The organism is Chloroflexota bacterium, from assembly GCA_023475225.1.
GTDB lineage: Bacteria > Chloroflexota > UBA6077 > FW602-bin22 > JAMCVK01 > JAMCVK01.
In genome coordinates this window covers 1-19,177 of sequence record JAMCVK010000004.1, presented here as the reverse complement: position 1 = coordinate 19,177, position 19,177 = coordinate 1, and the positions used below count along the sequence as shown (strand labels likewise).

General features: G+C 57.9%; 17 protein-coding genes. 5 read left to right on the top strand and 12 right to left on the bottom strand.

Annotated elements, in window-relative coordinates; translation table 11 throughout:
- Positions 1-309: 309 nt before the first annotated feature.
- Together M1136_00670 and deoC are read right to left on the bottom strand one after the other, a co-directional pair.
- Positions 310-1,758: a TldD/PmbA family protein gene (locus M1136_00670; GenBank protein MCL5074154.1), complete on the bottom strand. Its 1,449-nt coding sequence runs from the start codon at positions 1,756-1,758 to the stop codon at positions 310-312.
- Between the two features lie 436 nt (positions 1,759-2,194).
- The gene (gene deoC / locus M1136_00665; protein ID MCL5074153.1) at positions 2,195-2,884 is read right to left on the bottom strand and encodes a deoxyribose-phosphate aldolase; all 690 of its coding nucleotides are present in this window, start codon (positions 2,882-2,884) and stop codon (positions 2,195-2,197) included.
- Positions 2,885-3,142: 258 nt separating this feature from the next.
- Between deoC and recR the strand changes: the two genes are divergently transcribed.
- The gene (gene recR / locus M1136_00660) at positions 3,143-3,742 is read left to right on the top strand and encodes a recombination mediator RecR (GenBank protein MCL5074152.1); all 600 of its coding nucleotides are present in this window, start codon (positions 3,143-3,145) and stop codon (positions 3,740-3,742) included.
- Here the strand turns inward: recR and M1136_00655 are convergent.
- Entirely contained in the window at positions 3,708-4,466 is a 759-nt protein-coding gene (locus M1136_00655; protein ID MCL5074151.1) for a class I SAM-dependent methyltransferase, read from the bottom strand. The two genes, recR and M1136_00655, sit on opposite strands and share 35 nt — an antisense overlap.
- A gap of 261 nt (positions 4,467-4,727) precedes the next feature.
- On the opposite strand from M1136_00655, the gene M1136_00650 reads away from it, so the two are divergent.
- Positions 4,728-6,419: a protein kinase gene (locus M1136_00650; GenBank protein MCL5074150.1), complete on the top strand. Its 1,692-nt coding sequence runs from the start codon at positions 4,728-4,730 to the stop codon at positions 6,417-6,419.
- A 187-nt stretch (positions 6,420-6,606) separates the two neighbouring features.
- Here the strand turns inward: M1136_00650 and M1136_00645 are convergent, their stop codons facing one another.
- Positions 6,607-6,849, bottom strand: coding sequence for an oligosaccharide flippase family protein (locus M1136_00645; protein MCL5074149.1), 243 nt, complete (start codon positions 6,847-6,849; stop codon positions 6,607-6,609).
- 5 nt (positions 6,850-6,854) lie between these two features.
- Positions 6,855-9,422 (bottom strand): alanine racemase, encoded by a 2,568-nt coding sequence (alr, locus tag M1136_00640; GenBank protein MCL5074148.1) that lies wholly within the window; start codon positions 9,420-9,422, stop codon positions 6,855-6,857.
- Positions 9,423-9,539: 117 nt separating this feature from the next.
- Here alr and M1136_00635 point away from each other — a divergent pair, with 117 nt between their 5' ends.
- Genes M1136_00635 through M1136_00625 form a run of 3 tightly spaced genes read left to right on the top strand, consistent with a single transcriptional unit; the run spans position 9,540 to position 12,731 of the window.
- Complete coding sequence (locus tag M1136_00635) at positions 9,540-10,922, top strand: FAD-binding protein (protein MCL5074147.1); 1,383 nt, start codon at positions 9,540-9,542, stop codon at positions 10,920-10,922.
- Between the two features lies 1 nt (position 10,923).
- Positions 10,924-12,177, top strand: coding sequence for a (Fe-S)-binding protein (locus M1136_00630; GenBank protein MCL5074146.1), 1,254 nt, complete (start codon positions 10,924-10,926; stop codon positions 12,175-12,177).
- Between the two features lie 56 nt (positions 12,178-12,233).
- Positions 12,234-12,731 (top strand): NYN domain-containing protein, encoded by a 498-nt coding sequence (locus tag M1136_00625; protein ID MCL5074145.1) that lies wholly within the window; start codon positions 12,234-12,236, stop codon positions 12,729-12,731.
- Between the two features lie 2 nt (positions 12,732-12,733).
- Here the strand turns inward: M1136_00625 and M1136_00620 are convergent, their stop codons facing one another.
- From M1136_00620 to M1136_00590, 7 genes are read right to left on the bottom strand one after another with little or no spacing between them, the layout of a single operon-like run.
- Complete coding sequence (locus M1136_00620; protein MCL5074144.1) at positions 12,734-13,186, bottom strand: universal stress protein; 453 nt, start codon at positions 13,184-13,186, stop codon at positions 12,734-12,736.
- 24 nt (positions 13,187-13,210) lie between these two features.
- Positions 13,211-13,483 (bottom strand): hypothetical protein, encoded by a 273-nt coding sequence (locus M1136_00615; GenBank protein ID MCL5074143.1) that lies wholly within the window; start codon positions 13,481-13,483, stop codon positions 13,211-13,213.
- Entirely contained in the window at positions 13,476-14,291 is an 816-nt protein-coding gene (locus tag M1136_00610) for a Wzz/FepE/Etk N-terminal domain-containing protein (GenBank protein MCL5074142.1), read from the bottom strand. The genes M1136_00615 and M1136_00610 overlap by 8 nt, the downstream gene beginning before the upstream one ends.
- Positions 14,270-15,091: a methyltransferase domain-containing protein gene (locus tag M1136_00605; protein ID MCL5074141.1), complete on the bottom strand. Its 822-nt coding sequence runs from the start codon at positions 15,089-15,091 to the stop codon at positions 14,270-14,272. The genes M1136_00610 and M1136_00605 overlap by 22 nt, the downstream gene beginning before the upstream one ends.
- 11 nt (positions 15,092-15,102) lie before the next feature.
- Complete coding sequence (locus M1136_00600) at positions 15,103-16,215, bottom strand: glycosyltransferase (GenBank protein MCL5074140.1); 1,113 nt, start codon at positions 16,213-16,215, stop codon at positions 15,103-15,105.
- Positions 16,216-16,232: 17 nt separating this feature from the next.
- Complete coding sequence (locus M1136_00595; GenBank protein MCL5074139.1) at positions 16,233-17,699, bottom strand: sugar transferase; 1,467 nt, start codon at positions 17,697-17,699, stop codon at positions 16,233-16,235.
- Positions 17,683-18,837, bottom strand: a complete 1,155-nt coding sequence (locus M1136_00590) for a glycosyltransferase family 4 protein (protein ID MCL5074138.1) — start codon at positions 18,835-18,837, stop codon at positions 17,683-17,685. The genes M1136_00595 and M1136_00590 overlap by 17 nt, the downstream gene beginning before the upstream one ends.
- Positions 18,838-19,177: the final 340 nt, after the last annotated feature.

Below are 19,177 nucleotides of genomic sequence, written 5' to 3'. Positions count from 1 at the left end.
GTTTTCGTTGGTCTGTACCCTCATCCCCCCTTGCCCCCCTTCTCCCGCTCCGCGGGAGAAGGGGGGAATAGAGTCTAGGGCGGAGCCCTAGAACCCTCCCAGAAGGGGGTTTGCCCCCTTCTGAACTACCCCCAGCGGGAGAAGGGGAGATCGGATCTAGGCTGTATCCCGACTCACTCCAAGTAGTGGGGCTGCGCCCTCCCTCCTTGACCACCCCTTGCTGCGGGAGAAGGGGGGATTGGATCTAGGCTGTATCTCGATTCACTCCAGGTTGTGGGGCTGCGCCCTCCCTCCTTGACCCCCTGAGTGCTAACCCTTCATTAAGCCCACGCGGACGCTGCGGAACCTGGCGGGAGCGGTACCGTGACCAACGTGGGCCGACTGCAGCGGCTGCCCCTTCCCACAATTGGGGGTGCCCCAAATCCGCCAGTAATCAGCGTTGCAGATGGCATCACAGCTGGCCCAAAATTGGGGGGTAATGCCGGTGTAAGTGGCATTCTTCAATATTGCCCCCAACTTGCCCTTTTTGATCTCCCAGGCAATCTCTGTTCCAAACTGAAAGTTCAGTCGCTTGTCATCAATGCTCCAGCTCTTATTTGTTTGCATGTAGATGCCTTCTTCCGTATCAGCCAGCAAGTCATCCCAGCCCCAGTCCTCAGGTTCAAGGTTAATATTAGTCATGCGGATGATAGGGATGCGGTTCCAGCCATCTGCCCGCGCCGCACCGTTGCTTGTCTGTCCAAGCAAGGTGGCCGTTTCACGAGAGGTCAGATAGCCCACAAAGAGACCCTCGCGGACAATTGGGGAGCGTTGCGCCGGTGTCCCCTCATCGTCGTAGCCAAAGGTACCTAAGCCGCCCGGGATAGTGGCATCAGCAGTGATGTTGACAATCTCTGAGCCGTAGCGAAAGGTCCCCAACTTGTCCACGGTCAAGAAGCTCGTGCCGGCGTAATCGGCCTCGGTCCCCAGGACACGGTCAAGCTCCACCGGATGGCCACACGACTCATGCAACTGGAGAGCCAATTGGGTAGGGTCAAGGATGATTGTCGTGATGACATCGCTGGGACACTGCTTGGCCGTAAGCAGTTGTACCGCTTCCTCGGCGATGCGTGGTGCATTCTGCAAGAGGTGCATCTCCTCGATGAACTCGTACCCGGCTGTGCCCTGGTGACGGGCGAAGGAATTAGGATAGCTGCGTTTTTGGACATCGCCATTGCCGACGGCAGTGGCCTCGATCCCGGCACCAGTCTCGATTATCTCCTGTTCGATATAGCTTCCTTCAGTGCTGGCAAAGGTCTTTATCTCCCGAACCAGGCCGATGCTTCCCCGCGTCACCTTAATCCCCTTTATGCGGCGCATCGCCGCATCGGCCGCCAGGAGGAGTTCAATCTTGCGTTCGATGGGAACGGAGAAAGGATCGATCTTTACCAGTGTACGATAGTTATCTATCATCTTACGAGGGGGGCCCAGGTTAACCTCTTGACGTTTCAGTTGACTGCTGGCCTTAGCGATGCGAATGGCGAGAGATGTGCGACGATCTATCTCCAAAGGTGTAACCTTGGAGCTGCTGGCGAAGCCCCAGGCCTCAGCGACGATTACCCGTATGCCGAAGCCGTAGTCCTCGTCCATAGCTAAGGCTTCAACCTTACCATTCTTGACCACGATGGTCTGGTATTGCCGGTGGACTATCCTGACATCGGCGTAGCTGGCTCCTTGGACCTGGGCTAGATTTAAAGCACGCTCGCAAAGAGCCCTCACTTAAGACCTCCTCATAGTTGGTTTGTGCCCTCAACCCCCCTTTCCCCCCTTCTCCCGCAAAGCGGGAGAAGGGGGGAATAGAGCCTAGGGCGGAGCCCTAGAACCCTCCCAGAAGGGGGTTTGCCCCCTTCTGAACTACCCCCAGCGGGAGAAGGGGGGATTGGATCTAGGCTGTATCTCGATTCACTCCAGGTTGTGGGGCTGCGCCCTCCCTCCTTGACCACCCCTTACTCCGGCGGGAGAAGGGGGGTGAGAAGTTTTGGGGATACCCCAAACCCCAGCAGAGGGGCGAAGCCCCTCTCTGCACCCCCCATCCGGTGGGAGAAGGGGGTTCCCCTTTACCCCTTGTTAAGGGGAATGGGGTCTGCCCTTACTACCCCCTTGGTAAGGGAGAAAGGGTAGCTAGGGCGGAACCCTGGAGCCCCTTGACCTCCACTCAGGACGCTGGGAATCCCCGCCGGGCGGCTTCCTCCAGGATGGCCGCTGTGCTGCTGGTCCCGATGCGTGTGGCACCGGCGGCAACCATTTGTTGCAGGTCATCCAGGGTGCGAATGCCGCCTGCGGCCTTGATACCTAGCGCTGGCCCAGCGATGGAGCGCAGCAAGCGGACATCTTCGACCGTGGCTCCGGCCGTCCCGAAGCCGGTGGATGTCTTGACGAAGGCGGCGCCCTCATCCCGGATCAGCAAGCAGAGCCTCCGCTTCTCCTCTTCAGTAAGATAACATATCTCCAGGATGACCTTCACTGGAACATTACGCTCTCTCGCCGCGACTACGACTGCTCGAATATCTTGTCGCACAGCCTCCCAGTCGCCAGATTTCACTGCCCCAATATTGCAGACCATATCGATCTCGGCTGCCCCTTGCTCCATGGCCAGGATGGCCTCGTAGCTCTTTACCTGGCTCAGCTGCCCACCGTGCAGGAAGCCTATGACGGTGCTGACCTGCACCGTTGAGTTTTTTAGTAACTCGTAGGCCTGAGGTACGTAGTAGGGCTTAACGCAAACGGTGGCTACCTGAAAACGCCGGGCCAGGGCGCAGCCCTCCTCCACCTCCCGTCCGGTCGCCGTTGGCTGTAGGATAGCGTGATCGATCATCTTGGCCATAGCCGCAAGGGAAAGGTCCATCGGTGTTCATCCCCTCCTTAGTTCATTCTGGAGAAGTTCCCTTTCAACAGGCTAGCAGTCCAGGCGAGATTCCCCGCTGGTGCTCTGTCGGTCTTTCGCAGTCACCGCTATTATACGTTACCTAAGGGTAAAGTTGAAGCTGTGCGTTGGGTTGCGGACCGTTGCTACGAGGAGAGTTTGACAAGATATCTGTCTAGACTATAATAACCAGTAGGTACTGTTCTTGGCCGACTAGAAACGAGGAGAGCTACGTTTCCAATGCAACCAATCGCTGAGCCTGTAGCCAGGCTCATCGAAGAGCTCAACAAATTGCCCAGTATCGGACCGAAGACGGCTCAACGGCTAACCTTCTTCCTCCTGCGTATGCCGGCAGAGCAAGCCAGAAGCTTGGCCGAGGCGATCCTGGATGTCAAAGAGAGGATCATCTTCTGTTCGGTATGCTTCAATATCACTGAGGAGAACCCCTGCTCAATCTGTCAGGGTCGTGGCCGCGATCGAACCAAGATCTGCGTAGTGGAAGAGCCCTTGGACGTCTTAGCCATCGAGCGGACACGAGAATATATGGGGCTATACCATGTATTACATGGGGCCATCTCTCCTATGGAGGGGATAGGGCCCGAAGAATTAAAGATAAAGGAACTTCTCCAGCGTCTGCGCTCCAGCCAGGTAGAGGAAGTCATCCTGGCCACCAACCCGAACCTTGAGGGTGAGGCAACGGCTACCTACATAGCCCGCCTGATCCAACCCTTGGGGATTCGAGTGACCCGCTTAGCCCGTGGCTTGCCCATAGGAGGAGACCTCGAATACGCCGATGAGGTTACCCTCACCCGTGCCCTGGAAGGGCGTCGCGAGATCTAGGGCACTTCCTGAGGATGAGGAAAAGGAACTCCCGCTGTATCGTATAGCATCCGTGCCGTTGCATTCCGAGCGCACTCATACGGGCTAGAATCGTCTTCTCCTTCTCCAGATGAGCATAGCGAGCCAGTATATCCGTGACCCTTAGAGACAACTGCATGGGAATTCTCTTGGCTGAGAGGGGTTCAAAGCCTGCCGTCTGTCCACAGAGAGCCAGGGTGGGCAGATCCTCCAGGTATACCGGGGCGTGTCCCTCCATGGCGCTGCAAATAAGCTCATTCCGCAACCATCCCATCCAGCCATCGTTGGGTGAGTAGTCGGCCAGGAAGAACAATGCCCCATCTTCGAGCACCCGATGCGCTTCCCGAAAGAAGGCGTCCTTTTCGGCATAGTCACTGATGACAAAGAGGCACATGGCTGCGGCGAAGGCCTTATCGGCGAAGGGTAAGGCAAAGAGGTCGGCGAGGACGACGTGGTTCAGGCGCCGGCGAGCCTTCTGTATCATACTCACGGTGAAATCTACTCCGATGACCTTGCGCTTCAGCATAGCCCCAGGCAGTCCCGGTCCGCAGCCGAGGTCGAGAATTATGCCAGCCGTATCCCCCAACGTGGCCTCGATACGTCTGACGATCTCCTCAAGTCCAGGCAGACGCCAGGAATAGTAGTTGTCGATGGCCTCGGCCCGTCCCTCCCAATATGATCTTAGCTCTGGAGACTGCTTGCTCATCCTTGATTCTTTATCTGTAGGTGCCGCAAGTACACTTAATGATCGCCTCTATTCTACAACCTTTTGGGGGATCATTACTAAAATTTTAAGGATTGGGCTCTATGGAGGTGTAACATCATCTCTTTAGCGGCAGTACGAGCAAGTGCTAGTCGCACTCGGTATTTGGGCCGAGTGGGGATTGAAACTCAACCAATGTGCTATACTACGAAAGAAGGAAATGTCGCACTCGGTCTTTGGGCCGAGTGGGGATTGAAACAAGATATGCTAGGGCTTCTTCTTAACAACCGCTACCGCATCCTGGAAAAGATCGGTGAGGGAGGCATGGCCCGGGTCTATCGAGGCGAGGATACCCTCCTGGAACGCCCCGTGGCCATCAAGGTACTGCGGGAAGAGTATGCTCGCGATGCGGACTTCCTCGCTCGCTTCCAACGTGAGGCCCGGGCTGCGGCTGGCTTAACTCATCCTAATATCGTCGCTGTTTACGACGTCGGAACGGCCGGCCCATACAACTATATCGTCATGGAGTACGTTGAGGGGCACAGCCTCAAGGAGCTAATCCTTAGAGAGGCGCCATTGACCAGTGCCCGCGCCATTGACATCGCCCTGCAGATCCTGGCCGCGCTTGGCTTCGCTCACCACAAGGGGCTCATCCACCGCGATATCAAGCCCCAGAACGTCCTCCTGACGACCGATGGCCAGGTCAAGGTGACCGATTTCGGTCTCGCCCGAGCGGCCGCCGCCTCTCAGTTGACGGAGACCGGCGTCATCCTCGGCACCGTGCACTACTGTGCCCCTGAGCAGGCGCTGGGCAAGGAGACGACCCCAGCCAGCGACCTTTACGCCTTCGGCGTAGTCCTCTATGAGATGCTCACAGGCAAACTGCCCTTCGATAGCGATAACGCCCTGGGCATAGCCTTAAAACACGTCCAGGAGGAGCCACTCCCACCACGCCGCTTGAACCCCTACCTTCCCCTCCCGCTAGAGGCGATCATCTTGAAGTCATTGCGTAAGGATCCCAGCCGCCGCTATGGGATGGCCGAGGAGATGGCCCAGGACCTGCAAAGCTATAAGCAGTTGGGCGAGCAATTCACCGTACCGCTGGCGCCTCTGCCTGGACACGGTCCGGCCACCGCTGCCAGACGATCTAGACTTAGCCCCATGGCCATCGCCCTGGCCATCCTGGTCCTGGGACTGTTCCTCGCCCTGATCCCCTCAGGGCTCTTGCTTTATCGCTCCTATCTGTACCCCCGCTTACAAACGGGATTAGCCAACCTCATCGCCAGACCAATGCCCACCCCCACCCCAACCCCCACTGCCGTACCCATGGCGACCGTTCCCAAACTGGTTGGCCTTACCTACGATCAAGCCAAACAGGAGCTGGCCAGGCGCGGTCTTGATCTTGCTGTCAAAGACGAGCAGTACAGCAGTGAGTACCCGCTAGCCACCATCATCTGGCAGTCCATCGCTCCTGAAACAACCGTGCCGCCGCGCAGCACCATCGAGATCATCCTCAGCAAGGGACCAGCCACGGTGAGCGTACCCAGTGTGATCGACTATCTTGCCTCAGGTGCTAAGGAGAGGCTGGAGAGGCTTGGGCTACGGACGGAGATAAAGGAGGAATGGAACAGCCAGGTAGCGGCCGGTGTAGTCTTTGGGCAGGATCCTCCAGCAAACACGATGGTGAAGGTCGGCTCGCTCGTCGTCCTCCGTGTCAGCAAAGGCAAGGAACTGGTCCGCGTGCCCCTGGTGGTTGGGCTTCCGGAGGCCGAAGCTCGTCAAATCATCGAAAAGGCACGCCTCAGAAATACCTGGCCCAATTACCAGGGACCGGGTGATGTACCGGAGAGCGACCTCAAGAAAGTGCCGGTTGGTCACGTCCTTAGCCAAACGCCAGCGGCTGGCACACTGGTCGAACCGGGCACAACGGTTTACCTGGCCATCCGCAAACCCTAAATCTGCGCCCTCGCCCCTTGTATCCTCCCATCCTCCCTAGATTGATCCCGCAAACCCCGCCAGTAGCAGGCATCACAAATGGCCGCATAGTACAGGCGAGTAAATTTCCGCGGCAGCACAGCCTCCAGCGCTGGCCGAAGCGCATCAGCAGCATGAATCAAGCCCCGGGTAGACGGGAGAGAATGGATCAACACCCCACCAACGATACCAGTCCAGCGTCGCTGAAATGGCTGAACAGATGTACCACAAACCAGGCGATAGCATACAGACCGAAGGTTTCCGGGCCCAGGAGGCGCGCCAGGATCACGCCGGAGGCAAGCGTGAGGAAGCGAACCAACCCCTCGCGCAGGGCGAACGCACCCACGCCGAGGCTGGCCCGTCGCCGGATAAGCTGAAGATCGTACGGCGAATCCTGTGCGGACGTCTCCACCTCGCTCAACCAGGTGTGGCTCGGGTGGTGATCTCACGGGGTACCCGAGCCAATATCTCAGAGACTACCTCGTAATTGATCGTCCCCAGCCTCCTGGCCACCTCCTCAACAGTGATGCTCTCATGCCCTTGTTCACCGATAAGAACCACTTCATCGCCCTGGCGCACATTAGGGATGTCGGTTACATCGATCATGCACATATCCATGCACACGGTGCCCACGATGGGTGCCCTTTGACCACGCACCAGCACCTCGCCCCAATGGTTCGGAGCCCTGCGGAAGCCATCGCCGTAGCCCACTGGCAGCACGGCGATGACCGATGGCCGAGTGGTAACATAAGTACAGCCGTAACTGATACAGCTGCCGGCTGGCAAATGTTTCACCTGAGCCACCTGGGTTTTGAAGGAAAGAGCCCGCTTGAAATCGGGCGGACACCTCACCTCGCTGGAGGGATCAAGCCCATACATGGCGATCCCCAGGCGCACCAGGTTAAAATGGGACTGCGGCCGCGTCAGGATGGCCGCACTGTTGGCCGCATGCACATAGCGAACGACAATGCCTCTGTCCGCCAGTTGGCGCAGCACTTTCTCGAACTGGGCCAGCTGGTACAGGGTGTACGGGTCATCCCTGACATCAGCCTTAGCGAAGTGGGTGAAGATTCCCTCAATCTGGATGTTGGGCAACTCGCGCACCTGTTCGGCGAAGCTCAGCACCTCGGTGGGAGCAAGTCCCAGCCTGGCCATGCCAGTATCCACCTTTATATGCACAAGGGCCGGGCGTTTCTGGGACACAGCGGCCCGCGAGAGATGTCTGGCCACGTCCAGGGAAAAGACGGCGGCCCGCAGGTCATAGCGAACAACCTCCCTGGCCTGCCAGGGAGGGGTATAGCCGAGGATGAGGATTGGAGCGGTGATCCCTCGCTCGCGCAAGCCCACGGCCTCACTCAGACAGGCCGTTCCCAGCAGAGAGGCCCCATTCAGGAGAGCCGTGCGGGCCACGCGAAGGATGCCATGGCCATAAGCATCGGCCTTCAGAACGGCCATAACCTCCACGCTGGAACCAACCAGCGCTTTGATCCGTTGCAGGTTGTAGGCGATCGCCCCCAAATCGATCTCAACCCAAGTTGGTCTCTCCTGACAGAGAGACACCTTTTGCCTCCAACCAGGATCCTGACGCACCAGGACGAACGGCGCCTCGTTTTTATCAGCCAGTAGCCCTTCCACCACCTTCTCCATGCGCGCCTCTTCTGAGCCCTTCACTAAGACCACATCACCACTCTGTAGTCGCGGGACAAGGCTTTTGAGGACATCATCAGGCGTATAGGTTATGGCGACCTGATGCGGCGCCATCCCAGCCCTCCTCGCCCCCTGAGCGATCAGCTCGGCCCGGTCACCCTTGGTGACCAGATAATCAGCCATCTCGACCGCCCGGCGTCCCACCAGCTGATGCCCCTCCTCCATAAAGGAACCCAACCCCAGCATATCACCACAAACGAAGATCCTACGCCCCGGGAAAGTGGAAAGCGTCCTGAGAGCAGCCAGGGCCGAGGGAGGGCTGGCACTGAAGGTATCATCGAGGAGGATGGTGCCCTGCAGCCCCTTAAGAGGATTCAAGCGGCCAGGCAAGGGGGTCAGCTGAGCTAAGCTGGGGATGATCTCCTCCAGAACGTAGCCACAGGATAGACCGACAGCGATGGCCGCCAGCGCCGTATACACGCTGTGCTCGCCAAGAAGGGGAAGCCGCACTCGCTGGACTTGCTCGCCCCAGTGAAATTCGAACTGGATTCCCTCTGTTCCAGCCACCACATCTCTGGCCCAGAGGTCAGATTCTGGACTTCGACCATAGGAGATCACTCTGGCCTCCGTCTTTCCCCGCAACGCACTGACCCGGACGTCATCGCCATTGAGGATGGCCACGCCATCATCCGGGAGGGCAGCCACGAGCTGACCATACTCCTCAGCCAGGTTGTCCAGAGAGCCGAGATACTGCAAATGGGACTCAGCCACGTTAGTGACCACCCCGATACGCGGTGCGGTAAGGCCGCAAAGCTCAGCGATCTCGCCGAAGCTGTCGCTGGCCATCTCCAATACAGCCTTCTCGTGTGTGGCCGAGAGTCTGCCCAGGGCGATGGGCAGTCCATAGAGATCGTTATAGTTATCATTTTCAAAGACGGCCGGTGTTCCTCCATATCCCTGGCTGAGCACGGCTACGATCGCCTTTTGAGTGCTCGTCTTGCCCACGCTACCGGTAACAGCAATCACCTCTGGCTTATATTTTTGGAGGATGAAACTCGCCCAACGTTTCAAGGCCTGACGCGTGTCCTCCACGACGACGCAAGTGGCACCAAAGGCGCTCAGGTCGATCTCCCGCTCAGAGAGCACAGCGGCTGCCCCAGCTCGACAAGCCTCCAGGATGTAATCGTGTCCGTCCGCTTTCCCGGTCCTGACGGCCAGGAACAGTTCCCCCGGCCTCAACTTGCGCGAATCATAACTGAAGCCATCGAACTCCCTATGAAAGACCTCACCGAAGGTACGCCCGGCGGTGGCTTTGAGGATGTCCTCCAGATAGACCATACGCGCTGCCCCCTTCCTTGAGCCAAGTACCTCTGGAATTTTACAACAGATTTGGCCCGTTGACCAGGTGGGGCACCAATGCTATGATGAGAAAAGACTCGACCTTAGGAAAGGCTAGTGATCAACGAGCAGTTAAGCGCGGCGCTACGGCAGATCGTGGGCAGGGCTAACGTCCTCGACCGAGCCGAGGAGCTACTCTGTTATTCTTATGACGCCACACCCTTAACTGCCCTACCGGACGCTGTAGTTTTACCGTCCACAGCTCAAGAGATAGCGGCCATCTTACAGCTGGCCAACAAAGAGCGAATCCCGGTCGTTCCTCGTGGGGCAGGAACATGTCTTAGTGGCGGTCCAGTGCCCACTTCGGGAGGAATCGTCCTCCTTACAGCGCGCCTAAACCGTATTCTTGAGATCGATACAGCCAATCTAACGGCTACCGTCCAGCCTGGGGTGGTAACCGCCGACTTCCACAGTGCTGTCGAGCGCCTCGGTCTCTTTTACCCCCCAGATCCAGCCAGTTTGAGCGTCTCCACGATGGGGGGCAACGTCGCCGAGGGGGCCGGCGGACCGCGCTGCTTCAAGTACGGCACGACCAAGGATTGGGTCACCGGACTAGAGGTCGTCTTGCCTACCGGCGAAATCATCCGCACGGGGGGCAAGACGGTGAAGAATGTGAGCGGCTATGACCTCACCCACCTCTTCATCGGCTCGGAAGGGACGTTGGGGGTCATCACCGAGATCATCGTCCGCCTCATTCCCTTGCCCGAGGCCAAGCAGACCCTCCTGGCCATTTTCACCGCCCTGGACGACGCCGCCAAAACTGTCTCGGCCATCGTGGCCGCCAAGATCGTCCCCACCACGCTCGAGTTGATGGATAAGGTCACCATCGAGAGAATCGAGTCCTATAAGCCAACAGGGCTACCCCTCGATGCCGATGGGCTGCTACTGATCGAAGTAGACGGTAGCGGCAACGAGGTGACCAGGCAGGCTGAGCTGATCGAAGAAATCGTCCGCCACTGTGGGGCGCGGGAGATCAAGGTGGCCCAGACACCAGAAGAGAGTGAGCGTCTCTGGGAGGCCCGCCGTTCAGCCTTTGCCGCTACCGCCCGTAGCTGCCCAACGGTAATCATCGAAGATGCCACCGTGCCCCGCGATAAGGTACCGGAGATGGTACGGCACATACGCGCGCTGGCGGCCAAGCATCACCTGGCCGTGGCCATACTTGCTCACGCCGGCGACGGCAATCTGCATCCCAATATAATGACCGATCAACGAAACAAAGAGGAGCTGGAGCGGGTAGAGAGGTTCACCGCCGAAATGTTCCAGGCGGCCCTTGAGCTGGGGGGCACCCTCAGCGGCGAGCACGGCATCGGCCTCTTGAAATCCCCCTTCCTGGAGTGGGAATTTGGGCCGGCCGGAACGGCAGTTATGCGCCGCATCAAAAGCGTCCTCGATCCCAATAACATCCTGAACCCAGGCAAGATGTTTTCGGAAAACTGAAGTGGGGAGACTGAGCAAGGAACAGCAGTACGCTGAGTCCTTAAGGTGCATCCGTTGTGGGCTTTGTCAGGCCCAATGCCCCGTCTTTGATGTCCTGCGCCTCGAGCCAGGCGTAGCCAGAGGGAAGGTGCAACTGGCACGCGCCCTTTGGGAGGGAAAATTAGGGCCGTCTACACCGTTGCGGGAGATGGTCCATCAGTGTTTGAGCTGCGAGGCCTGCACGGACAATTGCCCCAGCGGGGTGAAGGTGGGCACGCTCCTGCTGGAGGCGCGGGCCGCTCTGGTTGAGGAACTGGGCTTACCGGCGGTCGAGAGCCTCATCCTTCGCCAGACCTTGCCTTATCCCAGCCGCCTGCGGCTGAGCGGCATGGCCTTGGCCCTTTACCAACGAACCGGCCTGCGCTGGCTGGCTCATAAAGCAGGATTGCTCCAGATCCTGCCCGGTGAGCTGGACGAGAAAGAGGAACGGTTGCCGGAGACAAGCTTTCTGTCCGCCCGGCAAGTCTTGCCCACGTTGAGTGGCCCGAACCCCGGCCGGCGCGTGGCCTACTTTCTGGGCTGTGCTACCGATCTCTTTTACCCCCGTCTGGGCCGGGCGATGGTGGAGGTTCTGAGACAGCATGGCTGTCAGGTCTTCATCCCGCCACAGACGGTCTGCTGTGGGATGCCCCACCGCGCTAGCGGCGACGTAGCCACTGCGGCGCGGCTGGAGAAGCAGAACACAACCATTCTGAACGAGGCAGAGGTCGAGGCCATCGTAGTCGACTGTGCCACCTGTGGCAGCACGCTCAAGGGATACGACGGACTCAGGGCCCCGGTTTATGATATAACCGAGTATCTGGTGAGCGTCATCGGACTGGATAGTCCCGCAAGTTCCCTTCCCTCGCTGACTGTGACCTACCACGACCCCTGTCATCTGAAGCGTGGTCAAGGGGTGAGCGAGGCACCACGCCAGGTCTTACGCTCCATCCCCGGCGTCAATCTGGTGGAGATGGACGAGGCCGATCGCTGCTGTGGTGGCGCCGGTACCTTCAGCCTGGCCTATCACGATCTGTCAGTGCGCATCCTGGAGCGTAAGATGGACAATGTGGCAGCGACCGAGGCAGACATCCTGGCTACCGGATGTCCCTCGTGTCGGATGCAACTGAGCTACGGACTTAAGCGGGAGGCGAGGAGAAAGGCTCCTCGGAAACTTCCCCGCCGCGTCATTCATCCTATCGAGTTATTGGCTGAGGTCTACGCCTCAGGAAACTGACCATTTGCCCCCCAGCAGCAGGGCCATGCTCACATCGGTTTCTTAGAAGGGAGATAATGAAGCAGCTCATCATCGATGGCTATAATGTCCTTCGCTGTAATCCGCAGCTGACCGCGCTGGAGAAGCACGGACTGGAAAGCGCCCGCTATCGGCTCGTCAACCTTCTGGCCCAGAAGTCCCAACAATATGATATCACCGTGGTCTTTGATGGCTATCAGAGTGGGTTCCTGGCAGAGAGGACGGAGCGGATACAGGGCATCCGTGTCACCTACTCAGGACAGGGAGAGAAGGCCGACGAGGTCATCAAACGACTGATCGATGGACTGGCGCAGCCAGCCAACGCGATCGTCGTCTCTAACGATAACGAGATACGCCAGCACGCCCACGGACGTGGATGTCAGGTGGGCAGTGCCGATGCTCTGACACCGCCTCCACGGCGGCGGATAACGCCAGCCACGCTCGCTGAGGATGAAGAGAGCCAGCGGGGCAAACCGAAGAAGGGTCCCAGCTGGCGGCGAAAGCGCCGACAGGCGGCTGAGCGCTGGCGGTTCTAGGTCTATTTCCGCTCAGAGCCAACGGCCCTCACCAGCAGGATGGGCACGCTGGTGCCCTGAAGAATCCTGGCCGCCACGCTGCCAAAGGCCCATTGCATCACCCCACCCCGCCCATGCGTGGCCATGGCAATCAGGTCGAAGCCATTTTGTTCGGCGTATTCGATGATCTTCTCCTCAGGACGCCCGATCTCCACCACCCAGCGCACGAGCTGCCCCTGAGCCTTCAGCCGCTCCGCCACCCCAGACAAATAGCGCTGCGCTTCCTCAGTCTCTTGTTTGAGTAGCTGTTCAGCCCCCACCGGCACCCCTTCGCCGGCCAGAAGACCAGTAAGGGGCGTTACTATGCGAATAAGGGTGATCTCAGAACCCATTTTGGCCGCCAGATCCTCAACCAAGCCGAGGGGGATCTCGGCCAACGACGAGCCATCAAGGGGAACAAGCACCTTCTTGAACATTAGCAGTCTATCCTTAATAAATCTTTACTCAAGCTGCGCCGCCCGAAAGATGTTCAGGAGCCTCTCTAACCGCTCCAGATAGCGCTCGGAGGATTTCATGCGGTGTTCCACACAATGGAGGCGACGCTTCACCTCTCTTAATTCCTCCTCATCGCCGCCGAACTCCTGGATGATCTCGGCCGCCAGCTTCAACCTGGCGTGTTCAACCATATAATTATCGAGGCGACTAACCTCCAGTTTGATCAATGACTCGTACTCGGCGATGATCTCTCTGATTAGGGCTGCTCTGTCAAACATCGTCTCCCCTCCACCCCATCGCTGAGGGATCACTACTGTGGAGAACTATGCGCTTCCGTCCGCCAGTGTCAGTGGATCGAAGCGGCCATCTTCCCCACCGACGGTATCTCTCTGCCGGGATCTCCCCGATCACGGCCAACCCTACGAAACGCCGAATATCGTCGCTATCCCGAATGGTGTTGTCCAGATAATCTAAGAGAAAGGCTAAGCCCACCCCAGCGAATAATCCCAAGAGGACGCGCAGGGCGATGTCCAGAAAGTCGCGCCGCACCGCCAGCGGTATGACCGTGGGCGGATCCACGATGGTCACAGTCACGTTCTGGTCACTGATCTCTCGCAGGTACCTGGCTCTGGGCTCGGTGAGCATCTGGCCGATGGTGTTGGCGAGCAGCTGGGCATTCTCAGCGCTATCGGAGGTAACTGTCACCTTGAGAACGCGATGAGACTTCTTGGTCGTTATCGTTCCCTGGGGAGGGCCAGCGGGCCGACCCTTCAGGCGCTCCCGTACATCAGCCATAAAGGATGGGCTCTCCATTACAGCCGATAGGTCATCAACGAGATACTCGGAGGCAAGATAGCCCCAATATTCCGGGTAGTAGTAACGATCATCCGGCGATTGTACCTCAGGCTTAATGGACAGGCGCAGGGTAGACTGGTATTGAGGGGTGTAAGTTGGCCGGAAAAGCAGAGCCGCCACCAGGGAGAGCAGGGTCAGGGCCACAACCATCCATAGTCGCCGGTAAACGATGTTCCAATACTGTCGCAGTTCCACCTTCTCCTCCTGTTCTAGGATACCTTCTCGTAACAAACCAGCAACCCTCCCGCCCATTCAGGAGGAAGGAGACGATCGCCCACCTCTAGGAAGAGGCTCACTCCTAGATTACCGACTATCCCCAGGGGCTTCAGGCGCAGCAAGAAACGACTAACTGTTACCAGAGCGGCCATGGCGGCTGACTTCTCCTTGTATTCATTGTCGAAGCACTGGACGATGCGTTGGAGGTACATCGGCCCACGATAGACAGGCATCTCACACAATGGACGAAAACCGGTCTGGCGAAACCTGGCCACCACCTCAGAGGGCGCTTCCAGCCCGACGTGTCCTTCCGGGGATATGATATAGCTTTGATACAGATCTGGAAAGCGTTTGGCGAAACGCATCAGTGGGTCTTCCCCATCCGTCTCGATGTAATGGAGCGTTCGACCACCTCGCTTCAGAACACGATAGATCTCGCCTAAAACGCCACCCTTATTCTCCGGCAAGATATGGCCCAGGACATCACTGCTCACTACGAAATCAAAGGATGAGGTGGCGAAGGGCAAGTCGGCCAGGTCAGCCTGGACCACCTGGTCGTAGATGTGACTGGCTTGGCGCAAGGAGGCGAAGGAGAGATCGATGCCGATCACCGGCCCCACCGTGGTGTAGAGCCTCCAGCCTCCCCCACAGCCAAGGTCGAGCACCATTCCCCTCCTACCCCGCAGCTGCTGCACAAAGAAGCGCTCCTTCTTCACCACCAGATTGCGCAGCGAACCGGCACTGGCATCAGTTTCAGCCCAACGGCCCTCGTAGAAGGCATCTCTCTGGCTGAATACAGGAACTCCCTCAGCCATACCCATCTCCCCTACGGAAAGATCTCCGCCAGACGTCGATGCTCCGCGTGCTTCTCATTTATAAAGCGGGATAGGTTCTCCTTGAAAGCCTGGAGTCCAAAGCGCTCAGCGTGTCGGCGAATGCGGGCGGGATCATAGCGACTGGCATCAAAATGCTGCACGGCCTGCATCAGCTCCTCAGGGGTTTGCTTCCAGAAGAAGGTTCCGGTTTCACCCTCAACGATGGTCTCTAAGGCTCCACCGGCTCCATAAGCGATAACCGGGCGGCCGGCTGCCTGGGCTTCAAGCGGCGTCAGTCCGAAGTCCTCCTCGCCGGGGAAGATGAGCGCCTGACAACGCGCATATAACCCCCTCACCTCCTCATCGGGTACCTTCCCTAGGAACTCTATATTCGCTTTAGCTATGCCTCGCAGAGAGCGATAATCGCGCCCATCACCGCTGATCTTTAGGGGCAACCCCAGACGATTAAAAGCCTCGATGGCCAGGTCGACCCGTTTATAGGGGATAAGGCGGGATACGATCAGGAAATAGTCCTCTATCGTCGTCGCCGGACGATAAGCCTCTGTGTTTACCGGTGGATGAATAATCGTCGCCTCACGACGGTAGTATTTGGCGATACGGCCGGCTACCGTTCTTGAGATGGCCACGAAATGATCCACCCGATTGGCCGCTAGAGCATCCCAGGTGCGCAGGTAGCTAAGGAAGAGCGGTAGGAGCAATGTCCCCAAAGCACCAATGTTCTCGCCCCGCTTATACTCTGCAAAATGCCAGAGGAAGCGGGCTGGGGTCAGGCAATAACAGACATGACAGGTGTGAGGGCGGGTGATCACGCCGTGGCAGAAGGCGCTGCTGTTGCTGATCACCACATCGTAGTCGCTGAGGTCGAACTGCTCAAAGGCTAAGGGGTATAAGGGCAGGAATGGTTGATGGTGCGTCTTTACAAACGGCAGCCGCTGCATAAAGCTGGTACGAATGTCCCATTGGCGATAGGCGCCCGGCATCCGTTCGGGGGCATAAATCGAGGTATAGATAGGGGCGACGGGATACATCTCGTGCAAGATCTCCAAGACCCGCTCGGCCCCACCATACTGATTTAGCCAGGAACAGACTATGGCTACCTTCAAGCCGCAAAAATCCTTCCTCAATAGGCCCCTTTACCAGAGAGGACAGCCGGAATAGTGCGTAACAGGACGCGGAAATCTAGTCCCAGGGACCAGTTCTCAATGTACCATATATCCAGAAGGACCATCTCATCGAAGGTAAGATCGCTTCGCCCACTTACCTGCCAAAGCCCGGTCAGCCCTGGTGAGACCTCCAGGCGTTTCCGTTGCCAATCCTCGTATCTTTCCACTTCGCTGGAGAGGGGTGGTCTGGGTCCCACCAGGCTCATGTCACCGCGCAGGACGTTATAGAATTGGGGCAGCTCATCCAAGCTGAAACGGCGCAGGAAGCGACCAACCCTGGTCAACCGGGGGTCACACCTAATCTTGAATAGCGGCCCACTGGCCTCGTTGAGCGGCCGTAAATCCCCAATCTCTTCGTCTGCACCCACCTTCATCGAGCGAAACTTGTAAAGGACAAAAGGTTTGCCCCCCCTGCTCACCCGAACCTGCTTGAACAGGACGGGGCCAGTCGAATCAAGTCTAATGGCCAGAGCGATGAGGGCCAGCAACCACGAGCCCATCACCAGCACCAACGCCGAGAGCACCACATCGGTCAACCGCTTGAGGAGCAAATTCATCCCCCGGATGGAGACCTCCTTTACCCCAATAAGCGGAATGCCGTTAACAACATCAATATCAACCTGGCTCAGGCTGAGCTCATAAAAGTCAGGGACGATCCGAAAGCCCACGCCGGCCCTCTCGCAATGGGTGAGTATCTCGATAATCCGACGGTGGGAAGCTGAAGGGAGGGCGATAACTACTTGATCTATATCGTGTTCGTGGAGAGCGCGGGTGATCTCACTGAGCCGCCCCAAGCAAGGGAATCGCCCGATGTCCTTTTGTCGTTCGTCATCAACGAAACCGATCACCTGATAGCCCAACTCCGGCTGAGCGACAAAGCTTTGCATAATCATGCGCCCCAACCTCCCCGCCCCTACGATCAGGACATGCTCCAGACCGATCCCTTTTCGCCGTAGATAGGCACGGATCGTCCTCTCGACCAGGCGGGAGAGACCAAGAAGGACGATGATCAAGAGCCAGGCATAAATGAACATCAGGCGCGAAAGCGCATAGGGGCGATAATAGAACACGGCCACGATCATTATGGCCACACCAATGGTAGTGCCGGCGAATATCCCGGCCACCTCATCCACCCAGGATCCCTCAAGATGTGGACGGTAAAGCCCCTGTAGCTTATAAACCAGCAGTACAATGAGCGTTAAGCTCAACTGGATGGAGAGATAAGCGCCCAGGGAGACGTAGTTCTGCTCGGCAAATGCCGGACCGAGCTCCAACTCATAGCGCATCCACCAGGAGAGGATGAAGGCCAAATTTAGCAGGGCTGTATCTGCCAGGGCCATAGCTGGTGCTGGAAGGAGGCGACCGCGCTTCCACATCCCCCGGCGTCTTTCTACCTGTGCTTGCACTTCAACGGCTGGCTGCAACTCCACTCCCCAAGCTACGGTATGCTTCCAACGTTCGTCGAGCCGTCCCCTCCCAGGAGAAGAGGCGCGCCCGGGCCAATCCTTTCTGGCGTAGCTCCCAGCGCAAGGCTGGTTCACTCAATACCTTGACCATCGCCCCGGCCCACTCCTCCACAGCGAGCGGATCGACAAGGACACCGACCTCACCGACCACCTCGGGCAAGGAGGATGCCTGGGAACAGACCAGCGGCGTACCACAGGCCATCGCCTCCAGGGGAGGGAAACCAAACCCCTCGTATAGCGAAGGATAAACGAACAGGTCGGCGCAATTATACCACAAAGGGAGCTGGTCTAAAGCTATATAACCAGGAAAGAGAACATCATCTTGTAAGCCGAGCTCCCGCGCCTGGGTGAAAATGCGTTCGTACAGCCAGCCCTTGGCTCCGGCTATGACCAGCTTATGTGGCAGGTGAGACTCTCTTCGCAATTGAGCGTAAGCTTTGAGCAGGGTGGATATGTTCTTACGAGGCTCCAACGTGCCCACAAAAAGAATGAATGCGGCTGGAAGTCCCTGTCGCTCACGGAAGGCGGCTACCTCCGACTCTGCAAGTGGACGAAAGGACTCCTCCACACCGTGTCCGATCACAACGATCTTATCCGCCGGAACATTGAGCAACCTTATCAGATCCCGCTTGGTATTCTCGGAGACGGCGATGACCTTGTCGGCCCTCCGTGTCGATAGATAGGTGAAGACGCTCAGATAGAGCCGATTGAGCCGATTGAAGATGCGGGGATAGAGCAGAAAACTGAGGTCATGGACGGTCACAACTGAACGACTGGCACAGAGGATAGGCTGCACGTAGCCAAGGGAGTGGAGTACGTCGATGTGCTCCTGGAGCAAGGCCAACGGCTGAAGGAGTTGCTCCCAGAGTATCCTTAGCAGCGGCCGGACCGTCGGGAGAGATGATAGACGCAGCCCGAAACAGTCGTCGGGCATAAGGGTTGAGGCCACTTTGGGATCACCGAGAAAGAGGACGTATCTTTCAGACTGGCTCACCCGCCCTAAGTGGTTGATCAAGTTCCAGATATAGCGGCTGATGCCGGCGCCACGGTAGGAGGACGTTAACGAAAGCAGATGCGCATTTAAGCCTACACGCATAGGGCCATGATAACCCATTTCCGATGCTGAGTCTAGATGTGCGGTGTCCAGGACATCCTATACACTCCTCCGGCTACGTTGAATACGTGCGGCTGGTGCTAGAATGATCTGGTCAGCGGCATCTCACTACTGAGGAGGTGAAGCAGTGTGCAACCTGGACTCCGCACAATTAGTGTCCCACAATTCGCAGTTAGCGAGGCTCTCATAAAGAGAATAGGCTTATTGTAACACACTGCCTTGCGGCTGATCCCTCCCGCCGCCTTTGCCTTCCTCAATAGAGATAGGGCAGGGGATGAGACCGAGCCTCTTTTGCTTCTATTCTATCATCCCTCTTACGCTG

Bases quoted from the DNA above. Each gene is read 5' to 3' on its own strand.
- deoC (MCL5074153.1), bottom strand. From the start codon at position 2,884: ATGGACCTTTCCCTTGCGGCTATGGCCAAGATGATCGATCACGCTATC.
- recR (MCL5074152.1), top strand. From the start codon at position 3,143: ATGCAACCAATCGCTGAGCCTGTAGCCAGGCTCATCGAAGAGCTCAAC.
- M1136_00655 (MCL5074151.1), bottom strand. From the start codon at position 4,466: ATGAGCAAGCAGTCTCCAGAGCTAAGATCATATTGGGAGGGACGGGCC.
- M1136_00650 (MCL5074150.1), top strand. From the start codon at position 4,728: ATGCTAGGGCTTCTTCTTAACAACCGCTACCGCATCCTGGAAAAGATC.
- alr (MCL5074148.1), bottom strand. From the start codon at position 9,422: ATGGTCTATCTGGAGGACATCCTCAAAGCCACCGCCGGGCGTACCTTC.
- M1136_00625 (MCL5074145.1), top strand. From the start codon at position 12,234: ATGAAGCAGCTCATCATCGATGGCTATAATGTCCTTCGCTGTAATCCG.
- M1136_00620 (MCL5074144.1), bottom strand. From the start codon at position 13,186: ATGTTCAAGAAGGTGCTTGTTCCCCTTGATGGCTCGTCGTTGGCCGAG.
- M1136_00615 (MCL5074143.1), bottom strand. From the start codon at position 13,483: ATGTTTGACAGAGCAGCCCTAATCAGAGAGATCATCGCCGAGTACGAG.
- M1136_00605 (MCL5074141.1), bottom strand. From the start codon at position 15,091: ATGGCTGAGGGAGTTCCTGTATTCAGCCAGAGAGATGCCTTCTACGAG.
- M1136_00590 (MCL5074138.1), bottom strand. From the start codon at position 18,837: ATGCGTGTAGGCTTAAATGCGCATCTGCTTTCGTTAACGTCCTCCTAC.